This window comes from Bradyrhizobium sp. 604_D8_N2_3 (assembly GCF_051810765.1).
In the GTDB taxonomy this organism is placed as follows: domain Bacteria; phylum Pseudomonadota; class Alphaproteobacteria; order Rhizobiales; family Xanthobacteraceae; genus Bradyrhizobium; species Bradyrhizobium barranii.
Genome location: NZ_JBPWPM010000001.1, coordinates 8,211,466 through 8,230,151, shown reverse-complemented (window position 1 = coordinate 8,230,151; position 18,686 = coordinate 8,211,466). Strand labels below are relative to the sequence as shown.

Below are 18,686 nucleotides of genomic sequence, written 5' to 3'. Positions count from 1 at the left end.
GGGGATCGTTGGCCCGGCACACTGGCAACGCACCCACCGGCCCTCATTGAAGGTCGCGTGCGTCCAATAAGAGCGAGTACGGGCTGCGTTCGAGCACCGCTCGACACAGTACCTCTACGCAAACGCAACGGCACGAGCCGTCGAGGGAGACCTTGGCGGCTTTTGCGTGTGGCAGGCCTCCTGTGATTGACAGTTGAGCGAACCCGTGTCGACCCTTCGGCGCTGTCTGTGGGAACAGGAGGTCGGTGGTTCGAGCCCACCCAACTGTACCACCGTTGCGGATAAGTCCGCTTTCCCAGCAACTTACTGATAGGCCTGATGTATTTGCGCCGCCTAAAATACAAAAGGCGCTACAAATGGCATTGCGGATGGTTGAGTTAGTTCGAGCGAAGGGTGGCGGCTTTATCGCTCGAAAAGGTATCCCGGCCGATGTGCGCGACGACTATGGGCGCTTGTATGGGGTGCGCTGGGAAGCTCAGCTTCGGATACCGAGCGGGACGCCAATCCCCTTTGCGAAGTCACAGCACGGCGAGTGGTTAGCTGAGATTGAGACCCGTATCGCTGCATTACGGGCGCATAGGAATGGCGAAGGCCAGCCTCTCACCCGGCTTAACGCTATAGCGCTCGCTGGGCGCTGGTACGTTTGGTTCGTGAAGCAGCACGAGGCCAATCCTGGTCCCGCGAAATACTGGCGGGAGTTCGGTGACCATCTCGTGTGGAAGGTCATCTACCCCGAGGCGCCCGATAGCTACCACGAAGGCCCTTATATGGACAGCTTTGCAACCTGGTTGTAACTTTCCAAAGGTTGACGTTCGGAGGAACGGTGGACGGTGGCAGACACGCCCCTAAACGACGCTCCGAAGTTGAACGATAGCAAATCCGCATCGTTCTCCACTCGTCTGCGTCTTCGCCTTGGGAAACTCGGCGCGATCATTGCGTCCGTTGCTGCGGTTGGTGCTGTGGTCGGCGGGCTCGCGGGCTACTGGCACGCGTGGGACATTTTGCACAGCCACGTCGGCAGAGATACGACCACGACCACGACTGCCGCGTCCACCGGTCTGATCGTCTCGAAGGGGCCTTCAGTAGCTGTATTGCCTGTTTCGAGCCCCATTGCCGCGCCGGGGCTTGGTTCGTTTGCCGACAGGGTAACCCAACAACTTGCATCCTCCCTCGGGAGGTTCAGCACTTTGCGAGTGATACCGCGCGCAACCGCTGCAAACTTTCTAAAGGAAGGTGATGATGCCATCAAAGCGGCCCGGAAGGCGCAAGTCGACTATCTGGTGAGCGGTGAGGTTCACCCATTGGGCGGCGGTGCTCGCGCGAATATCCACGTTTCGGACCTGCGCACTGGTACAGAGATTTGGTCGAAGTCCTTCGATGCGAATGCCGAAGGCGTGCAAACGGAAACGTCCGCGTACGAAATTGGCGACGCCGCCGCCGTGCAGATTGGTGGCTACCCCGGCGCAATTATGAACGCAGATTACTCGCAATCCCAGAACAAGCCGGTCTTCGAACTCAGTCCATATGAATGTATTGTTCATGCGGTAGTCGGGTCTGTACGTGGATTGTCATCCGCAATTCTGAAAGCGTTAGAGTGCTCCAAGCGACTTACCGAGCGACAGCCGAATAACGCATTCGCGTGGTCAGCACGCGCCACTGTTCTTTTTAACCAAAGAAGCATGGGGATCGGTCTACCTTCCGACCAAATTCAACACACCGATAAGCGTCTGTATTTGAACGAGGAAATCTTACGGGGCGCGACACGCGCCGTTGAGCTTGCACCCGACGATGCGTTCGCTCAAAGAACCTACGCTCTGGCGATGAGTACCAAATGTCAAATCCACCTGTACCGACAAGAATTGGAAAAGGCCCTCGCGCTCAATTCCAACGATGCGCGAACCCTCTCAGGAGGTATGTGGCTCGCCTTCATGGGGGACTGGGATGACGGGACCGCAATGGCCGAAAAGGCCATTCGCTTGGCGGGTCCCAATGCCTCGTTTGCTTGGTGGTTAGCGCCCGCAAAGCGACACTGGTGGAAAGGCGAATATCAACAGGCGCTTGAGGATTTCCGGCACGCCTACCTTGAGGGTTTTTGGCTCAGTCATCTCGATCAGGCGTACGCGCTGCCGTTTCTCGGTCGGTTCGACGAGGCCAAGGCGGAGGTCGGAAAGCTGCTGAAATTGCGCCCGGATTTCACCATTCGCGAGGCCGACAGTTATTATCGAATGTTCTGCTTTCAGCCCGAATACATCGAGAAGATGAACAGCGCGCTACGGCAGGCAGGGCTGCCAGAATAGAGAGGAAGCTCTGGGAGCCGGCGCACAGCAGGCAAGTGCCTTCCCTATTAGATGGTCGTGAAGCTTCAGTGCCAGTCGTGCTCCGGCTACGTCGAGCTGCTCAAGAATACAAAAACACGCTACAAAAGCCGATCTTTGGCGAGCAAAAAAGCTAGGTTTATCAAAGACAAAGTTGAGCGGCGGCAGTACCCACCCAACTGTACCAGTGATTTCAGTTGGTTATTCCAGGATCGTTGAACCGGTGCACTGGGGCGGCTTTTGGTTCGTCTTTCCGGGCGGCCAGTTGCAGCCCTCGCCCGATTAGCTCTGCAAAGATCTCTTCCGCTCATCGAGTACCCTTGCTTGCAGAGAGCCTTCGTCTGCCCTCCATCGGCCTCTCGGATTGCATCGGGCAAATTTTTGAAGCAGCGGTCTCCAGCTCAAAGCATCCGTTCGACGCTTCTTCTCAGCCTCCGTTGTCGCTGTGGCTCTCTTGGCAATGCGGCGATGCACAATCGACTTTTTGTCGGGGATAGGCGGAACTCAATCGTTGCCCGCTTTGCCGCTTTCATGTCTTGTTCCTCTTTTCAACCTTTGGGTGACGGAATGGTAGGCGAGAAGCAAGCCTATAAGCTGACCGTGGCCGGGCCTGGCCACAATTTCGAGCGTGAGATCGACGAAGCGCTCGCAAGCCAAATTATTTCACTCACAATGACTGGCAAAATGTCCGCCGAGCCGGCTGCATTTCGCGCCGGGGATACCGGCGGGGGAAGCGGATCGCACACCAATCCGAATGGATCGACACCGAAAGTTGGTGGCTCGTTAGCGAGCTACATAAAGGCAAAGAAGGCTGAGAAGAATCAGGTCCGCCGATTTCTCGTTACAGCCTATTGGCTCTCTGGACGTACGACTGAGGCGCTCACTGCGAGTGTTGTCACAAAGGCTTTGCTGGATAATCATCAAAAGCGACTGGCCAATTCGGCTGATTGCCTAAACATAATGTTAGCAAGGGGTTTTGTGAGAAGACGAAAGGAGGGGCATTCTTCATCACTCCGGAGGGACTTGAGGCGATTGAAAGTGCGCCTGCTGAATGAGCGTCCAGAGTGCGCTATCAGCGATTCCGGACGGATTGCGTCTACCGTTATTGTCCGAGTACCAGTCGATCGTACAGAATTTCGCTGAGCATCGATGGTCGCCTTCGGAGCTCAGCGGCGGCAAGTTTTGCGAATCGTGTTCACGATCTTAGACGGCTACGCGAAAGGCATTTACTCAATTTCGCCGAAGAAACCGCGTGCCTTCGACCAAGCGTGCAAGCTGCTCGAAAACAATAGCCAGGTCCCACGCAGCTTCCAGATTTTGATCCCGCGACTTTTGCCTGCGCTCTTTGAGGTCCGAAACAATCGGGGCGTGGGGCATGCAGGCGGTGATGTCGATCCCAATCATATGGATGCAGTATTCGTCCTTTCTAGCTGCACTTGGGTCATGGCGGAATTGGTCAGGGTCTTTCACAATGTCTCAATTCTCGACGCGCAGGATATTGTCGATAAATTAGCCGAGCGGCGAATGCCATTGCTTTGGATCGGCGACGGTATGCGGCGCGTGCTCGATCCCAAGATGGGTTTGCGAGAGCAAATTTTGTTGTTGCTCTGCACATCGCCTGGCAAAATCGCGACCGCAGAACTGAAGAATTGGACTGGCTACAAGAATAATACCTACTTTAGGAAGCTTCTTCGCGAGATGCACGAAGAGCGTCAGATCGAATTGGACAGCGATGGCAGCGCGGCGCTCATTTTGCCACCCGGGGACAAGATCGCTTCGGAAATTATAGCGAAGCGAGTTTGATAAATGTCCGATTGGATAACGGCAGTGCATCTGCGCCGAAATAGCGGACGGCATCTACCTACTGCATCTCCATAATGCCAAAGCAGTGCGAGCACTCGATCCGCAATGAAAGACGCTGAATGTCAGCAACGTTAATGGATTGGCGCCTTGGGCTTCCATAACGGACGACCCTATGGACTGATTGCTAAGAGCAGATTGTCGAGGTCTCGTGGCGACATTCTAATCCCAAAGCGAGATTCGCAATACGACCTCAGCGTGACGCATTTCAGGACAAATACCCTATAAGTTGGATCGCAGTCGTATTGTGTTTTCTCGTCTGCGCTTTCGGGAAAGGAAAGTGATCGGATGCCCCGGTTCGCACGAGAATCATAGATGAAGAAAAGAGTTGGTACGTGGAAGTGGAGATATTTTGAGGCGAGAGATCGCTTGTTGAGTTCGGTAATTTGGCCGAATAAGTCTGTTGTGCGCTTATGAATCTCCAGCATCACTGGAAGCGCAGATGAGCCATAGGGGGCCACTGACTTGGCTTGGCTTATCCACTTGTCCAGCCCAGACTTCATTATCGCGGGTGCCACTCGCTCAAGGTAAAATTTGTCGTTTGTCTCACCGGGCGAGACGACCTTGCGCCGCTCTATTGCTGCTGCATAGACGCGACCGATGATGTTTAGCTTTGCCAAGATTACTTGCTCGTCCGTGTGATACGGATGTTCGCGACAGAGTCGATAAAGGATTTCATTTGTTAGACTCCAAGGCGTCGTCTCTCTAGCGCTTTCGGCTTGTTTGCGCGTTACGCAACTGATTGACCTGAGTTCTTTCATCGCTCAGCTATCCTTACCCCGCAACGATCACCACCAACCACCGGCAACGTCACCGCGGCCAGCAATGTCGCCAGCGTCACCGTGCCCGACACCGGGTTCACCAGCCGCCGATACTGAACCGCAAAGATATACGCGTTCGCGCCGGTCGGCAGCGCCGCGAACAGCACGACGACGCCAGCCGCAAGCAGGGGCAAGTTCAGGCGCTTTGCGAGCACGAAGGCCTCACGCCCTCCTCAACGCGCGATCCAATCCCGTCTCATCGCGCGTCAGGAGACGATGGCCTTGATTTGCGCAGTGTCCGCGAATTCAATCAGCTCAATGATTTTGCCATCCTGAAATTTGAAGAGGTCCAGGACTTCCGTGCTGAAGACTTTCCCGCTTGGACGGTATCGGATGACAAGGCGGGACCGTATTGCAGCACAATTCCCTTCAACCAATTCGCTCAGGATCTCGCGCTTTTCGAAGTCGAAATGGTCAATGAATTGACCGAAGGCGCCACGCAGTGGTTCGTGCCCCTGCACACTTCCTGTCAGGTGCAGTGCGCTTTTGTCGCCCACCAGGTTGAACAGGCCCTCGGGATGAAAAGCGGCCACCAGGCCTGCCGCGTCACCATCACCGCGCGCGGCGTAAGCGCGCTTGATCACGTCGAGCATTTCCTCGCGATGTCCCATATCCGCCTCCTGCTATGGGTATCATGATAGCTACCTTTGCGTGCAAAGGCAAAATTAAAACCACCACCATCACCGGCAACGTCACCGCCGCCAGCAGCGTCCCCAGCGCCACCGCGCCCGACACCGGGTTCACCAGCCGCTGATACTGGGCCGCGAAGATGTACGCGTTGGCGCCGGTCGGCATCGCTGCGAACAGCACGATCACGCCGGCTGCGACCGGAGGCAGACCGAGCAGCTTGGCCAGCACGAACGCGGCCGCCGGCGTCGCCAGAAGCTTGAGCGCGCCCATCACTGCGATGCTCCTCGCCTTTGATCTCGAAGCGGAAGAAATGCGCAGAGTGATCGGCTGCGTCAACATTTCTGGCTTGGTTTGCTCATCCTCGGCGATGTAGCCTGATTGCGCATTGCGATCTGCGTCGATGGCCGTACGCATCCCAATGACCTCGGCCGCATCACGTCTGGCCTTTCCGAGGAAATTCGAGCGCAACAATCGTTGGAGATCTCATGTCGAACTCCGATCTCGCGTTGTCGATTGCGCTCGGTGTCGGTCTTGCGGCCGCGACGGGCTTCCGGGTGTTCCTGCCGATGCTGGTTGCCAGCGTGGCCGCTTACTCGGGTTCGCTTCCTTTGGGCGACGGTTTCGCATGGCTTGGAACACCTGCTGCAATGCTCATGCTTGGCGTGGCCGCGCTCCTGGAGGTTGGTGCGTATTTCATTCCCGGCGTGGACAATTTGCTCGATGTCATCGCCGCGCCTGTCGCCGTGATCGCCGGAGCCATCCTGTCAGCGGCGACCATGGCAGATCTTCCACCGATGATGAAATGGACGGCCGCCATCGTCGCGGGCGGCGGCGCGGCCGGCATCGTGCATGGCGTCACCGCGGCCGTGCGGGCCAAATCGACGGTCCTGACGGCTGGCCTCGGCAACTCAACGGTTGCGACCGCCGAACTGGGCGGTGCACTCCTCGTATCGCTTCTTGCCCTGGCTGCGCCGGTTGCCGCCTTCGTGCTCGTCGTTCTGATGCTCTGGCTGGCGATACGTTTGATCCTGCGCTTGCGGAGGTCAGCTCCTCGCGCGGATCTACCGGAATGACCGCGTGACTGCTCGTGCGGCTACCTCGCCCCCGCCACGATCACCACCACCACCGGCAACGTCACCGCAGCCAGCAGCGTCCCCAGCGCCACCGCCCCCGACACCGGGTTCACCAGCCGCTGATACTGGGCCGCGAAGATGTACGCGTTGGCGCCGGTCGGCATCGCCGCGAACAGCACGATCACGCCGGCTGCGACCGGAGGCAAACCGAGCAGTTTTGCCAGCACGAACGCCACCGCCGGCATCGCCAGCAGCTTGAGCGCGCTCATCGCGGCGACGCTCAGCATCTCGCCTTTGACCTCAAATCGAAACAGGTTGATGCCGAGCGCGATCAGCGCTGCCGGCGATCCGGCCTGTGCAAGCAGCTCGATCGTCCGGTCGACGACGGGGTTGAGGCCGAGTCCCGTAAAGCGCCAGACCACGCCAAAGCCGATCGCCAGCATCAGCGGATTGCGCGCGAGATCCGCGAGCACGGGGCGGATGACCGACAGGACCGAACCTGTCCGCTTGCGGCTGACAAGCTCCATCTGCAGGATGCCGCAGAGCCAGAGCAACGGCGTGTTCACCGACAGGATCAGCGACATCGGCCCCGCGGCCTCGTTGCCCAGCGCCGAGAGCACCAGCGGAATGCCGAGCATCACGATGTTGCCGTAGACCGAGCCGATCGCGAACACGACGCCGTCCTCGCGGTCCTCGCGCCGTTCGCGCAAGCATGCCGAGAGCGCCAGCGCCGCGATCCAGGTGATGGCGAGCGCGCCGTAATAGGCGCCCCACATCCGGTAGGGGCTGACATCGGGGAATTCGGACACGACGATGGTGCGGAACAGCAGCGCCGGGATCGCGATGCTGAAGGCGAATTCGGAGATGCCCTTGTGCGCGGTCTCGGAGACGAAGCGAAACAGCACCGACGCATAGCCGGCCGCGATCAGGGCGAACACCGGCGCGACGATCAATACTGTGGCCATGCGCCCCTCATCTCACGGGGACATCACACGACCACCCCACGTCCTCGATCATGCCATCATGCCGCTGTTTTGCCCGACGAGTCAAATCGATTTCGTAAAATCCGTAACTGGCCGCCGTGGCCTGGCTACTGTGCATGGGGTTGTTTTCGCGTTTTTTTGTTGGACCGAAGCTGAAGCCGCGCGCGGACCCGATCTCGCCAGCCCTGCCAAGGGCTTAGCCTGATAGCGCGACATCGTGCCCGGGATGGGACCGCGCCGGGCCGACCGGCCTGTTGCCCGGAGCGCACAGGTGGCCGTTTTCGCTTCAGGCCTCGTTGCCAACGAACGCCCGTTCACCCACTATTCGCTCTGACTCGACATGTGGGGGGATCGATGCCGGCGCTCCGTTTCAAAAAATCCTTGGCTGCTGCGATCTCGGGCATTGCGCTCGCCGTCCTGGTCCATCCCGGCGCCGGCTTCGCCTACACGCAGGAGGAGCAGCAGGCCTGCTCGCCGGACGCGATGCGGCTGTGCGGCGAGTTCGTTCCGAACGTTGATGCCATCACCGCCTGCATGATCCAGAAGAAATCGCAGCTCTCGCCGCAGTGCAAAGTGTTCTTCCGCCAGGGACCCGAGCCCGGCGAGGCCCGCGCCGGTAAGCCGACGGCCAAGAAGAGCACCAAGCCTTCGCAGAAGGCGGCCAAGAAGAAGAAATCCAGCGAAAGCTGAGCGCGGGGCTAGCGTTCTTTCTTTGAAGCTCGTCGCGTCAGGGCAACAGCGCGAAGCGTCTTCGCGTCGGTGTCCCCTGCATGTGTGTTGCCGGCATCAGCTGCGCGCCAGCCTCCGGACTCCTTTTGTTCGCCTCGCCGTGCGGACGCCTGCGACAATTACCAGCGCGTTCGACGGAAAAGAGTCGCGAGAGGGTTTGCGCGGCGAGGTTGCATTCCGTTTTTCCCGCGTTGCTGCCGAAAAAGCGTGGGATTGCCGGCGTGAAGGGCGTTTCGTTGCGATTGGTATCCTGGTCGCGCGAAGCAGTGTGACTCAAAAGCCAACACGTCTTGTTATTTCGTGGCTCTGAGGCAACTGCCGGTAAATTTTTCTTTCCCGAATCAGCGCGGTGATTCATTTTCGTGATCTGGGGTCAATCTGGAGGCCAGAGGTATGAACGTAATTGTTTTTGCATCGCGTAAAGGCGGCTCGGGCAAGAGTACCCTGGCCGCACATCTCGCCGCGCAGATCAAGGCGAGCAAGCAGGTGATGCTCGTGGACGCGGATCCGCAGGGCTCGCTCACGCTGTGGCACAAGCTGCGCGGCACCAACGAGCCGCCGATCAAGGCTGCGGTGAACTCGGTCAGCGGCATCGTCTCCGCTGCCAAGCGCGACGGTTATGAATGGGTGTTGATCGACACGCCGCCGAATCTGTCGGCCGTCGTCGACGACGCGATCAAGAACGCGACCATGGTGGTCATTCCGGCACGTCCCGGCGTGTTCGACGTCAACGCGGTGCAGGAAACCATCCAGATGTGCCGCGCGGCGCGCAAGCCCTACGCGGTCGTGCTCAACGGTGCGCCGGCGCGCCGCGACGAGTCCGAAAGCCCGATCGTTACCATCGCCCGCGAGGCGCTGGCGAAATTCCGCGCGCCGGTGTGGGGCGGCCAGATCACCAACCGTTCGGATTTGCTGATGGCGCTCAGCCACGGCGAAGGCGCGCGCGAGTATCAGGCCGAGAGTCGTGCGGCCCAGGAAATCGCAAGGCTGTGGGCGGCGATCGAGCGTTCAGTGAAGGCTATTCGCGGCACGGCGTCGGCATCCGGCGCAATGCACAAGCAGGCGGCATAATTTTCATAAATCATTCCCCGGACGGAAAGCGCGCGGAAGTCCGCGCGTTTTGCGTTTCGGCCCGGTGGAGACGCGTTATGCCACCATCAGCATGTAGAACACGATGACCGGCGACAGCGTCAGGATCACCGACCAGATGCCGGCGGCCCAGAGAATGTCCTCGGTGGTAAAGCTCTGCTGTCCGGCGTCGTAATGCGACGCCACTTCATTCTGGATATTCACAAAACGCCCCCGCGATTTCTTCGCTTATGGGCGCCAGTGATAGCCGGGATGTTTTAAGAATCCGGGTCGCAATTTCGGGCGCATTCGAACACAGGTGCTACCACGGATTAACCATGCCGGCGCAGTGCGCGCGTTCGCGCGGGGTTAAGCACGGGGCACGTTCTTACCCTCCCCTGGAGGGGGAGGGTCGCTGGGCATTGCGCGAAGCGAAATGCCTAGCGGGGTGGGGTGACAGTCTCTCCGCATCGAATAGTGCCCGAGTGGAGAGATCACCCCACCCCGCTCGCGCCGCCGCTAAACCCACTCACTGTATTTCCTTCTGATCTCGTCGATGTAGTCCGCGCGCGATTTCACCTCATCCGCGGTCAATCCGATATCGCGCCGCAGCCAGTCGGATAACTCGCTCGCATATGAAACGCGTTCCCATGCCGCCTTCAGCGCATCGCGCCATTGACGAATGTCCATAGGTCGATCTCTTTTCCGGATTGAGATGGTGTCGAGCGGACACGACGCTGCCTTCCCTCTCCCGCACGGGGAGAAGGGGGTGGCGGCGTGCGTGTGAAGAGAGGAAGCGGAGGCGCTACGCGGCGACTTTCATCCGTCGCTCGATCTCGCGGTCGATCTGGGCTGCGAGCTCGCTGCTCACTTCGACCATCGGCAGGCGCACTTCGGGGCTGTCGATCAGGCCGCACCGCCACAGCCAGTACTTCGCCGGCGCCGGGCTCGGCTCGGTGAACAACAAGCGCGTCAGCTCGGCGACCTCGTGCCAGCGCGCCTGCGCCGCGTCGTGGTTGCCTCGCTTCACCTCGGCATACACGGCGGCAAACGTCGCGGTCTCGACATGGGCGGACAGCACGATGCCGCCGTCGGCGCCGTCGGTGAGCGCCTCAAGGTAGTTCGCGTCCTCGCCGGTGAGCACGCGAAAGCCCTTCGGCCTGTCGCGCAGGAGCGCGATGGATTGCTCGCGGTTCGCGCCGCAATCCTTCAGCCCGACGATGTTCCGATGCTCGGCAAGCCGCAGCAGCGTCTGGTTGGTGATGTTGACCGAGGTGCGATAGGGGATGTTGTAGAGCGCGATCGGCCACGCCGCGTGATCGGCAAGGGCTTCGAAATGAGCCAGGAGCCCGCGCTGCGAGGGCCGCACATAATAGGGGCTCGCGATCAGATAACCGTCGATCGGCCAGTCCGCGGTCTCGTCGAGGCGTTCCTTCAGCCGCGAAGTGTCCGCGCCCGACAGTCCGAGGCAGATCGGCGGCGTGCGGCGCCCCGCCGCCATCTCGTCGCGCACGATGGCGACGAGGCGCTCGAGCTCGGTCTCGCGCAGCGTCATGCCTTCGCCTGAGGTCGCCCCCAGGATGAAGCCGTCGACGGCCTGCCCGCTGTAATGTCGCGTCAGCCGCCGCAGCGACCTCTCGTCGAGAGCGCCGTCGCGAAACGGCGTCACCAGCGGCAGCCAGAGTCCGTGCAAATGATCTTGTAGACCGGTCATGTTCCATCTCCTTCTCGGGAAAAAAACCTGAGACGGAGGGCACATGAAAAAACCCCGTCCAGGCGGCGGGGTTTCGGGATTTGCTTGCGATGACGAAGCTGTGTTAGCGCGCGCAAAAATCCGAGGTCCCCGGATGGGGGCCTTTTTTCGAGGCGACTGCCTTGAACGAGATTGCGCACGACTTCGTGATCATTCGCAAATGATGCGGGGTGTACGTGGAACTGTCAATACACGCGGAACGTGAAACCCGATGGGACAGAAAAAAAGCCGGGCTCAAGTGAGCCCGGCTTAAGGTATTGGCCACGTGAGGCCGACACAATCACCTTCCAAGAGGGATTACTGAACTCCCGCGCCACTGGAGGAGGGGGACAAATGCGCAACGCGAAGGCTCAGCGTGGAAACATTATGGGCTTGCCAAGCGCCATGCAGCAACCGTTCAGGTCGCATGTCAGACATGCGGAAATCAGGAAGGCCAGCGCTGCGCCTTGCTCACCACGAAGTCGCGGAACACCTGCACACGCGCGACCGTCTTCAACTCCTCGGGATAGACGAAATAAGTGTCGAGCTGGATCGAATCCGATTCTCCGAACAGCTGCACCAGGCGGCTCTGTTCCTCGATCAGATAGTCCGGCAGCGCCGCGATGCCGAGGCCCTGCTGACAGGCGCGGACGAGGCCGAGGATGTTGTTCACTCTGAAATAAGCCTCGCGCGGACCAGAGCCGTTGCGGCCGGCTTCGACCAGCCAGTTACGGTTCTGAAGATGCGGCGCGAAGTTGCCGTCGGAGAGCGTGATGATGCGGTGGGAGTCGAGCTCCTCGAGCGTGCGCGGCGTGCCGAAGCGCTTGATGTAATCCGGCGAGCAATAGGCGTGGAAGCCCATCGCGAACAGCTTGCGCTGGATGAGATCCGGCTGCGTCGGCTTGCGGGTGCGGATCGCGACGTCCGCCTCGCGCATCGACAGGTCGAGCTCCTCGTCGGTGACGATCAGCGAGATCCGGATCTCCGGATAGAGCGCAGTGAACTCGCCGAGCCGCGGGATCAGCCAGTTGATGCCGACGCCGGGCGTGGTGGTGATCTTGAGATCGCCGCTCGGCCGCTCGCGGCTGTCGGTCAGCTTGGCGCGCGCCGCCTGCAGCTGCATGAACACGTCATGCGCGGTGCGGAAGAGCAGGTCGCCCTGCTCGGTGAGGATCAGGCCGCGGGCGTGGCGGTGGAACAGCGAGACCGAGAGCTCCTGCTCCAGCGCCGACACTTGGCGGGACACCGCCGATTGCGACAGGCCGAGCTGCTCGCCCGCATGCGTGAAGCTGCCCGCTTCCGCCGCCGCGTGAAACACCTTCAGCTTGTCCCAATCCATATCCGTAAATCCGTCGCGTGTTCGAGGCATGATCTTTATTCCGCTGCAGCGCGCTCGCTGGCGCGCAGGGCCAGGAAACGTTCGGCTTCGAGAGCTGCCATGCAGCCGAGGCCGGCGGCCGTCACGGCCTGACGATAGGTCTCATCGGCGACGTCGCCGGCGGCGAACAGGCCGGGCACCGAGGTGGCGGTCGAGTTCGGGGCAACCTCGACATAGCCCGACCGTTTCAGCTTGACCTGGTCCTTCACGAGCTCGGTCGCCGGCGCGTGCCCGATGGCGATGAAGACACCGTCGGTCTTCACGTTCGTGAGTGCGCCGGTCTTGACGTTCTTCAGTCGCACATGGGTGACCTTGTTCGGGTTCTCGGTGCCGCAGATCTCGTCGACCGCCGAGTCCCAGACCACCTTGATCTTCGGGTGCTTGAACAGACGCTCCTGCAGGATGCGTTCGGCGCGGAAGTGATCGCGGCGATGCACGATGGTGACCTGCGAGGCATGGTTGGTGAGGTACAGGGCTTCCTCGACCGCGGTATTGCCGCCGCCAACCACCACGACTTCCTTGTTGCGGTAGAAGAAGCCGTCGCAGGTGGCGCAGGCCGAGACGCCGCCGCCCTGGAATTTCGTTTCTGACGGCAGCCCGAGCCAGCGCGCCTGGGCGCCGGTGGCGAGGATGACGCTGTCGGCGAGATAGACGTCGCCGCTGTCGCAGGTGAGGCGGAACGGCCGCTGCGTCGTCTCCAGCTTGGTGACCAGGTCGGAGACGATCTTGGTGCCGACATGGACCGCCTGCTTCTCCATCTGCTCCATCAGCCAGGGGCCCTGGATCACGTCGGCGAAGCCCGGATAGTTCTCGACGTCGGTGGTGATGGTGAGCTGGCCGCCCGCCTGGATCCCCTGGATCAGGATCGGCTCGAGCATCGCGCGCGCGGCGTAGATCGCCGCCGTGTAGCCGGCGGGGCCGGAGCCAATAATGACGACCTTTGCATGAACAGTGGCAGACATTTTGACGGACGCCTTTCACGGGGGATCTGCAGCGCGGGTGCGGAACGTGCCGGGAGGCGTCGCGGAAGCGCTGAAATATCAGAGCTAATCTAAGCCTTCTGGTGAGCTATGCAAGAATTGCATTCCCTGTCGGCGGATTTTTCCAACAGGGAACAAAAGTCGATTGCGCTGCACGCGCAATAAAATTGCGCAATTGCTGCGGACTGGCTATGAGGATTGCGTCAAATCCACCAATACAGCCGCAAAGGCCAGGAGTTCCAATCACGTGTCGCGGAACCTAGACGAGATCGACCTGAAAATTCTCACCGAGGTCCAGGCCGACGGTCGAATCACGAATGTCGAGCTGGCCAAGCGCGTCGGCATCTCGCCACCACCTTGCCTCCGCCGCGTCCGGGCGCTGGAGGAGGAGGGCTATATCCACGGCTATCGCGGCCTGCTCGACGCCCGCAAGCTTGGCTTCGACGTCACCGTATTCGCCGCGGTGCACCTGTCCAGCCAGGCCGAGGCGGATTTGCGTGCCTTTGAGGAGTTCGTCCGCGCCGAGCCGCTGGTGCGGGAATGCTGGATGCTCTCGGGCGAGGTCGATTTCATCCTGAAATGTGTCGCGCCAGACATGGCCACCTTCCAGGATTTCGTGACGCACCTCACCGCCGCGCCCCATGTGCGCAACGTGCGGACGTCGCTGGTGCTGCATAATTCGAAATACGAGGCGGCCGTGCCGCTTGATGTGAAGGGAAGAAGGTAAGCCTTCTCCCTCTCCCGGTTCTTGCGGGGAGAGGCACACGGCTCTCGCAATACCCCGAAACAAAAAGGCCGCGCAGGGCGCGGCCTTTTCGAAATATCATCGCGCCTTGCGGCAAATGCTTACCGCCACTCCACCTTGGTGATCTCATACGCCTTGGCGCCGCCGGGGGCGTTGACCTCGACCGTCGAACCCTTCTTCTTGCCGATCAGCGCGCGCGCGAGCGGCGAGGTGATGGAGATGCGGCCCTTCTTGGCGTCGGCCTCGACCTCGCCGACGATCTGCCACACCGTCTTCTTCTCGGTATCCTCGTCGACCAGCGTCACGGTGGCGCCGAACTTGATGGTGTCGCCCGACAGCTTGGAAATATCGATGATGTCGGCGCGCGCGAGCTTGTCCTCGAGCTCGGCGATGCGGCCCTCATTGTGGGACTGCTCTTCCTTCGCGGCATGATATTCCGCGTTCTCCGACAGGTCGCCGTGCGAGCGCGCTTCCGCAATATGCTCGATGATGCGCGGACGGTCCTCGGACTGGCGCTTCTTCAATTCTTCCCCGAGCGCGGCAAAGCCGCCCGCTGTCATCGGAACCTTTTCCATCTCTTCTCTCGTCCTTCGGCCGCGCGCCCCGGCAAGACACAGGGCGCGGCAACCTTGATTCGTCAGTACTTCCGGGGCTGAATATACGGCCACCGGAACGGTTATGTGGGTCTGGCGCCGGAACAGAACAACCACAACGGCCGGACAGTTCCTCCGGCCATTGTGGCTTCATTGCCAGTCACTTAGCGGAAGCGTCGCCGTTGCTAGCGATCAGGTTTCCGAAAAGTAGCTCTGCAGGGTACGAACCTCAAGGTCCCCGCCCAGATAGGCGCGGATGCCCTGCGCGGCCGCCACGGCCCCGGAAAGAGTGGTGTAATACGGCACTTTATGCAAGAGGGCCGCGCGCCGCAGCGAGCGGCTGTCGGCGAGCGCCTGCGGGCCCTCGGTGGTGTTGAGGACGAGCTGGACGTCGCCATTGGTGATGGCATCGACGATGTGCGGCCGTCCCTCAAGCACCTTGTTGACCCTCTCGGTCGGGATGCCCTGATCGGTCAGGAAGCGCGCCGTGCCCGATGTCGCCAGCACCTTGAAGCCGAGCGAATGCAATTCGCGAACGGCCTCGGCGATGCGCGTCTTGTCGCTCTCGCGAACCGAGACGAACACCGTGCCCTTGCGCGGCACCCGCGTGCCGCCGCCGAGCTGACTCTTGGCAAAGGCTATCGCGAAGGAGCTGTCGATGCCCATGACCTCGCCGGTCGAGCGCATCTCGGGGCCGAGCACCGTGTCGACGCCGGGGAAGCGGGCGAACGGAAACACCGATTCCTTCACGCCGACATGCTTGAAGTCCGCCTTCTTCAGCTTGAAGTCGGCGAGCTTCTCGCCGGCCATGATGCGCGCTGCGATCTTGGCGACCGGCGTGCCGACCACCTTGGCGACGAAGGGCACCGTGCGCGAGGCGCGCGGGTTGACTTCGAGCACGTAGATCTCGCCGTCCTTGATCGCGTACTGCACATTCATCAGGCCGACGACGTCGAGGCCGAGCGCCAGCTCACGCGTCTGCCGCTCCAGCTCCTCGATCATCCTGGCATCGAGCGAGTGCGGCGGCAGCGAGCAGGCGCTGTCGCCGGAATGGATGCCGGCTTCCTCGATGTGCTCCATGATGCCGACGATGAAGGTGTCCTTGCCGTCGCAAAGGCAGTCGACGTCGATCTCGGTGGCATCGGACAGATAGCGGTCGAACAGCAGCGGGTTCTTGCCGAGCACGGTGTTGATCTGCCCGGTCTTGTCGTTCGGGTAGCGCGCCTTGACGTCCGCCGGCACCAGCTCCGGCAGCGTGCCGAGCAGATAGTCGCTGAGCTGGTTCTCCTCGCGGATGATCTGCATCGCGCGGCCGCCGAGCACGTAGGACGGGCGCACCACCAGCGGCAGGCCGAGATCGGTTGCGACCAGGCGCGCCTGCTCGACCGAATAGGCGATGCCGTTCTTCGGCTGCTTCAGCCGGAGCTTGTCGAGCACGCGCTTGAAGCGGTCGCGGTCTTCGGCAAGGTCGATGGCGTCGGGCGAGGTGCCGAGGATCGGCACTTCGGCGGCTTCCAGCGCACGCGCCAGCTTCAGCGGGGTCTGGCCGCCGAACTGCACGATCACGCCGTGCAGCGTGCCGTTGGTGCGCTCCTTCGCGATGATCTCCAGCACGTCCTCGGCGGTGAGCGGCTCGAAATAGAGCCGGTCGGCGGTGTCGTAGTCGGTCGACACCGTCTCGGGGTTGCAGTTGACCATGATGGATTCGTAGCCGGCGTCATGCAGTGCGAAGCAGGCGTGACAGCAGCAATAGTCGAACTCGATGCCCTGGCCGATCCGATTGGGCCCGCCGCCGAGGATGATGACCTTCTTCTTGTCCGACGGCGAACTCTCGTCCGCGGGCGCGCCTGCAAACAGCGCCTCATAGGTCGAATACATGTAGGCGGTCGGCGACGCGAACTCGGCCGCGCAGGTGTCGATGCGCTTATAGACAGGGCGGACACCGAGCGCGTGGCGCTTCGCCGTCACGTCAGCTTCCGTCGTCTCGGCGAGCACAGCGAGCCGCGCATCGGAGAAGCCCATGGCTTTGAGCGTGCGCATGCCGAAGGCGTTGCCCGGCAGGCCGTTCTTCCGGACCTTCTCCTCCATGTCGACGATGCCGCGCATCTCGCTGAGGAACCACGGATCGATCTTGCAGGAGTTGAAGATGTCCTCGTTCGACCAGCCGAGCCGCATGGCCTGGGCGACCTGGAGCAGCCGGTTCGGCGTCGGCGTGCCGAGCGCGGCGCGGATCGCGTTCTTGTCGTCGTGCTGGCCTAGCCCCTCGATCTCGATCTCGTCGAGCCCGGTCAGGCCGGTCTCGAGTCCGCGCAGCGCCTTCTGCAGGCTCTCCTGGAAGGTACGGCCGATCGCCATCACTTCGCCGACCGACTTCATCGACGTGGTCAGCGTGGTCGACGCGCCCGGGAATTTCTCGAAGGCGAAGCGCGGAATCTTGGTGACGACGTAGTCGATGGTCGGCTCGAACGAGGCCGGCGTCGCTCCGCCGGTGATGTCGTTGGCGATCTCGTCCAGCGTGTAGCCGACCGCGAGCTTGGCGGCGACCTTTGCGATCGGAAAGCCGGTGGCCTTCGAGGCCAGTGCGGACGACCGCGACACGCGCGGATTCATCTCGATCACGACCATGCGGCCGTCTTCGGGATTGACGCCGAACTGCACGTTGGAGCCGCCGGTCTCGACGCCGATCTCGCGCAGCACCGCCAGCGAGGCGTCGCGCATGATCTGGTATTCCTTGTCGGTCAGCGTCAGCGCCGGCGCGACCGTGATGGAGTCGCCCGTGTGCACGCCCATTGGATCGAGGTTCTCGATCGAGCAGACAATGATGCAATTGTCTTTCTTGTCGCGCACGACCTCCATCTCGTACTCTTTCCAGCCGAGCACGGATTCTTCGATCAGCACTTCGTTGGTCGGAGACGCATCCAGGCCGCGCTCGATGATGTCGAGGAATTCTTCCTTGTTGTAGGCGATGCCGCCGCCGGTGCCGCCCATCGTGAAGGAGGGACGGATGATCGCGGGCAGGCCGATCTCGGACAGTGCCATCAGCGCCTGGCCGAGCGCGTATTCCTGGTAGCGCTTGCGGCGGTCGCTTTCGCCGAGCACCCATTGCCGTTCGTGTTCCTCGAGGGCGGCACCCGACAGCTTCTCGCGTTCGGCCCGGTGCTTGTCGCGGAAGGACTTCTTCAACTCGGACGCGTTGGCGAGCCGCGACTTTGGCGTCTCAAGTCCAATCTTGGTCATGGCCTCGCGGAATAGCTGACGGTCTTCCGCCTTGTCGATCGCATCCGCGGTCGCGCCGATCATCTCGACGTCGAACTTTTCCAGCGTGCCCTGCCGGCGCAGCGACAGCGCGCAGTTCAGCGCGGTCTGTCCGCCCATGGTTGGCAGCAGCGCGAAGCCGCCGGGAATGACGTGACGTTCCTTCTCGATGATCTTGGCGACGATCTCGGGCGTGATCGGCTCGATGTAGGTGGCGTCGGCCAATTCCGGGTCGGTCATGATGGTGGCCGGGTTGGAATTGACGAGGACGATGCGATAGCCCTCCTCCTTCAACGTCTTCACCGCTTGCGTGCCCGAATAGTCGAACTCGCAGGCCTGGCCGATCACGATGGGGCCGGCGCCGATGATCAGGATGGTGGTGATGTCTGTACGTTTGGGCATCAACTCTCGCCGAAGTGGATTTTGGGCACAAAAAAAGGGCGCGCTTGCCGCGCGTCCCCTTGAGCCGAGAGCGCGGGGTCTCCCCTCGCGCGCGGGTGGGTCTTAGACCAGTTTTCGGGGCG

General features: G+C 61.3%; 20 protein-coding genes. 8 read left to right on the top strand and 12 right to left on the bottom strand.

Annotation, left to right across the window (positions count from 1 at the left end):
* Positions 1-356: 356 nt before the first annotated feature.
* The 4 genes from AB7245_RS39525 (at position 357) to AB7245_RS39510 (ending at position 4,118) form a co-directional block, all read left to right on the top strand.
* Positions 357-794, top strand: a complete 438-nt coding sequence (locus AB7245_RS39525; protein ID WP_135216032.1) for a hypothetical protein — start codon at positions 357-359, stop codon at positions 792-794.
* Between the two features lie 36 nt (positions 795-830).
* The gene (locus AB7245_RS39520; RefSeq protein WP_144030685.1) at positions 831-2,297 is read left to right on the top strand and encodes a tetratricopeptide repeat protein; all 1,467 of its coding nucleotides are present in this window, start codon (positions 831-833) and stop codon (positions 2,295-2,297) included.
* Positions 2,298-2,882: 585 nt separating this feature from the next.
* Complete coding sequence (locus AB7245_RS39515) at positions 2,883-3,458, top strand: hypothetical protein (protein ID WP_439035579.1); 576 nt, start codon at positions 2,883-2,885, stop codon at positions 3,456-3,458.
* Between the two features lie 6 nt (positions 3,459-3,464).
* Positions 3,465-4,118, top strand: a complete 654-nt coding sequence (locus tag AB7245_RS39510) for a hypothetical protein (RefSeq protein WP_439035578.1) — start codon at positions 3,465-3,467, stop codon at positions 4,116-4,118.
* A gap of 170 nt (positions 4,119-4,288) precedes the next feature.
* On the opposite strand, the gene AB7245_RS39505 is transcribed toward AB7245_RS39510, so the two are convergent.
* From AB7245_RS39505 to AB7245_RS39490, 4 genes are read right to left on the bottom strand one after another with little or no spacing between them, the layout of a single operon-like run.
* Complete coding sequence (locus AB7245_RS39505; protein ID WP_135215184.1) at positions 4,289-4,936, bottom strand: hypothetical protein; 648 nt, start codon at positions 4,934-4,936, stop codon at positions 4,289-4,291.
* Entirely contained in the window at positions 4,933-5,151 is a 219-nt protein-coding gene (locus tag AB7245_RS39500; protein WP_085400407.1) for a hypothetical protein, read from the bottom strand. The genes AB7245_RS39505 and AB7245_RS39500 overlap by 4 nt, the downstream gene beginning before the upstream one ends.
* Positions 5,152-5,202: 51 nt before the next feature.
* Positions 5,203-5,589 (bottom strand): nuclear transport factor 2 family protein, encoded by a 387-nt coding sequence (locus tag AB7245_RS39495; protein ID WP_439035577.1) that lies wholly within the window; start codon positions 5,587-5,589, stop codon positions 5,203-5,205.
* Complete coding sequence (locus AB7245_RS39490; protein WP_439035576.1) at positions 5,549-6,040, bottom strand: AEC family transporter; 492 nt, start codon at positions 6,038-6,040, stop codon at positions 5,549-5,551. Before AB7245_RS39490 ends, AB7245_RS39495 begins: the two co-directional genes overlap by 41 nt.
* Before the next feature lie 92 nt (positions 6,041-6,132).
* On the opposite strand from AB7245_RS39490, the gene AB7245_RS39485 reads away from it, so the two are divergent.
* Positions 6,133-6,699: a DUF4126 domain-containing protein gene (locus AB7245_RS39485; RefSeq protein WP_244623203.1), complete on the top strand. Its 567-nt coding sequence runs from the start codon at positions 6,133-6,135 to the stop codon at positions 6,697-6,699.
* Positions 6,700-6,719: 20 nt separating this feature from the next.
* Here the strand turns inward: AB7245_RS39485 and AB7245_RS39480 are convergent, their stop codons facing one another.
* A complete protein-coding gene (locus AB7245_RS39480) occupies positions 6,720-7,664 on the bottom strand; it encodes an AEC family transporter (RefSeq protein WP_038932208.1) in 945 nt (314 codons plus the stop codon).
* Between the two features lie 372 nt (positions 7,665-8,036).
* On the opposite strand from AB7245_RS39480, the gene AB7245_RS39475 reads away from it, so the two are divergent.
* On the top strand, positions 8,037-8,372 hold the full coding sequence (locus AB7245_RS39475) for a hypothetical protein (protein ID WP_085400415.1): 336 nt from the start codon (positions 8,037-8,039) through the stop codon (positions 8,370-8,372).
* 432 nt (positions 8,373-8,804) lie between these two features.
* On the top strand, positions 8,805-9,482 hold the full coding sequence (locus AB7245_RS39470; protein WP_028150667.1) for a ParA family protein: 678 nt from the start codon (positions 8,805-8,807) through the stop codon (positions 9,480-9,482).
* Positions 9,483-9,557: 75 nt separating this feature from the next.
* Here AB7245_RS39470 and AB7245_RS39465 read toward each other — a convergent pair whose 3' ends face one another.
* The 5 genes from AB7245_RS39465 to trxB all read right to left on the bottom strand — a co-directional run bounded on the left by AB7245_RS39465 (position 9,558) and on the right by trxB (position 13,551).
* Positions 9,558-9,704 carry a hypothetical protein gene (locus AB7245_RS39465; RefSeq protein ID WP_014492080.1) on the bottom strand — a complete coding sequence of 49 codons (147 nt, stop codon included), beginning with the start codon at positions 9,702-9,704 and terminating at the stop codon, positions 9,558-9,560.
* Between the two features lie 294 nt (positions 9,705-9,998).
* Positions 9,999-10,169: a hypothetical protein gene (locus tag AB7245_RS39460; RefSeq protein ID WP_161495798.1), complete on the bottom strand. Its 171-nt coding sequence runs from the start codon at positions 10,167-10,169 to the stop codon at positions 9,999-10,001.
* Between the two features lie 115 nt (positions 10,170-10,284).
* Complete coding sequence (locus AB7245_RS39455; protein WP_085400417.1) at positions 10,285-11,193, bottom strand: 4-hydroxy-tetrahydrodipicolinate synthase family protein; 909 nt, start codon at positions 11,191-11,193, stop codon at positions 10,285-10,287.
* 463 nt (positions 11,194-11,656) lie between these two features.
* Positions 11,657-12,580: a LysR family transcriptional regulator gene (locus tag AB7245_RS39450; RefSeq protein WP_027534296.1), complete on the bottom strand. Its 924-nt coding sequence runs from the start codon at positions 12,578-12,580 to the stop codon at positions 11,657-11,659.
* A gap of 5 nt (positions 12,581-12,585) precedes the next feature.
* Positions 12,586-13,551 (bottom strand): thioredoxin-disulfide reductase, encoded by a 966-nt coding sequence (trxB, locus tag AB7245_RS39445; protein WP_028150669.1) that lies wholly within the window; start codon positions 13,549-13,551, stop codon positions 12,586-12,588.
* A 265-nt stretch (positions 13,552-13,816) separates the two neighbouring features.
* Between trxB and AB7245_RS39440 the strand changes: the two genes are divergently transcribed.
* Complete coding sequence (locus tag AB7245_RS39440) at positions 13,817-14,296, top strand: Lrp/AsnC family transcriptional regulator (RefSeq protein ID WP_028150670.1); 480 nt, start codon at positions 13,817-13,819, stop codon at positions 14,294-14,296.
* A 119-nt stretch (positions 14,297-14,415) separates the two neighbouring features.
* On the opposite strand, the gene greA is transcribed toward AB7245_RS39440, so the two are convergent.
* Positions 14,416-14,889: a transcription elongation factor GreA gene (greA, locus tag AB7245_RS39435; RefSeq protein WP_007596674.1), complete on the bottom strand. Its 474-nt coding sequence runs from the start codon at positions 14,887-14,889 to the stop codon at positions 14,416-14,418.
* A 210-nt stretch (positions 14,890-15,099) separates the two neighbouring features.
* On the bottom strand, positions 15,100-18,564 hold the full coding sequence (gene carB, locus AB7245_RS39430) for a carbamoyl-phosphate synthase large subunit (RefSeq protein ID WP_038942752.1): 3,465 nt from the start codon (positions 18,562-18,564) through the stop codon (positions 15,100-15,102).
* Positions 18,565-18,686: the final 122 nt, after the last annotated feature.

What these genes read in the sequence shown, in the direction of transcription:
- AB7245_RS39515 (WP_439035579.1), top strand. Translation starts at nt 2,883, where the DNA reads ATGGTAGGCGAGAAGCAAGCCTATAAGCTGACCGTGGCCGGGCCTGGC.
- AB7245_RS39450 (WP_027534296.1), bottom strand. Translation starts at nt 12,580, where the DNA reads ATGCCTCGAACACGCGACGGATTTACGGATATGGATTGGGACAAGCTG.
- AB7245_RS39510 (WP_439035578.1), top strand. Translation starts at nt 3,465, where the DNA reads ATGGTCGCCTTCGGAGCTCAGCGGCGGCAAGTTTTGCGAATCGTGTTC.
- AB7245_RS39490 (WP_439035576.1), bottom strand. Translation starts at nt 6,040, where the DNA reads ATGCGTACGGCCATCGACGCAGATCGCAATGCGCAATCAGGCTACATC.
- AB7245_RS39455 (WP_085400417.1), bottom strand. Translation starts at nt 11,193, where the DNA reads ATGACCGGTCTACAAGATCATTTGCACGGACTCTGGCTGCCGCTGGTG.
- AB7245_RS39475 (WP_085400415.1), top strand. Translation starts at nt 8,037, where the DNA reads ATGCCGGCGCTCCGTTTCAAAAAATCCTTGGCTGCTGCGATCTCGGGC.
- AB7245_RS39525 (WP_135216032.1), top strand. Translation starts at nt 357, where the DNA reads ATGGCATTGCGGATGGTTGAGTTAGTTCGAGCGAAGGGTGGCGGCTTT.
- AB7245_RS39470 (WP_028150667.1), top strand. Translation starts at nt 8,805, where the DNA reads ATGAACGTAATTGTTTTTGCATCGCGTAAAGGCGGCTCGGGCAAGAGT.
- AB7245_RS39460 (WP_161495798.1), bottom strand. Translation starts at nt 10,169, where the DNA reads ATGGACATTCGTCAATGGCGCGATGCGCTGAAGGCGGCATGGGAACGC.
- trxB (WP_028150669.1), bottom strand. Translation starts at nt 13,551, where the DNA reads ATGTCTGCCACTGTTCATGCAAAGGTCGTCATTATTGGCTCCGGCCCC.
- carB (WP_038942752.1), bottom strand. Translation starts at nt 18,564, where the DNA reads ATGCCCAAACGTACAGACATCACCACCATCCTGATCATCGGCGCCGGC.
- greA (WP_007596674.1), bottom strand. Translation starts at nt 14,889, where the DNA reads ATGGAAAAGGTTCCGATGACAGCGGGCGGCTTTGCCGCGCTCGGGGAA.
- AB7245_RS39495 (WP_439035577.1), bottom strand. Translation starts at nt 5,589, where the DNA reads ATGCTCGACGTGATCAAGCGCGCTTACGCCGCGCGCGGTGATGGTGAC.
- AB7245_RS39480 (WP_038932208.1), bottom strand. Translation starts at nt 7,664, where the DNA reads ATGGCCACAGTATTGATCGTCGCGCCGGTGTTCGCCCTGATCGCGGCC.
- AB7245_RS39505 (WP_135215184.1), bottom strand. Translation starts at nt 4,936, where the DNA reads ATGAAAGAACTCAGGTCAATCAGTTGCGTAACGCGCAAACAAGCCGAA.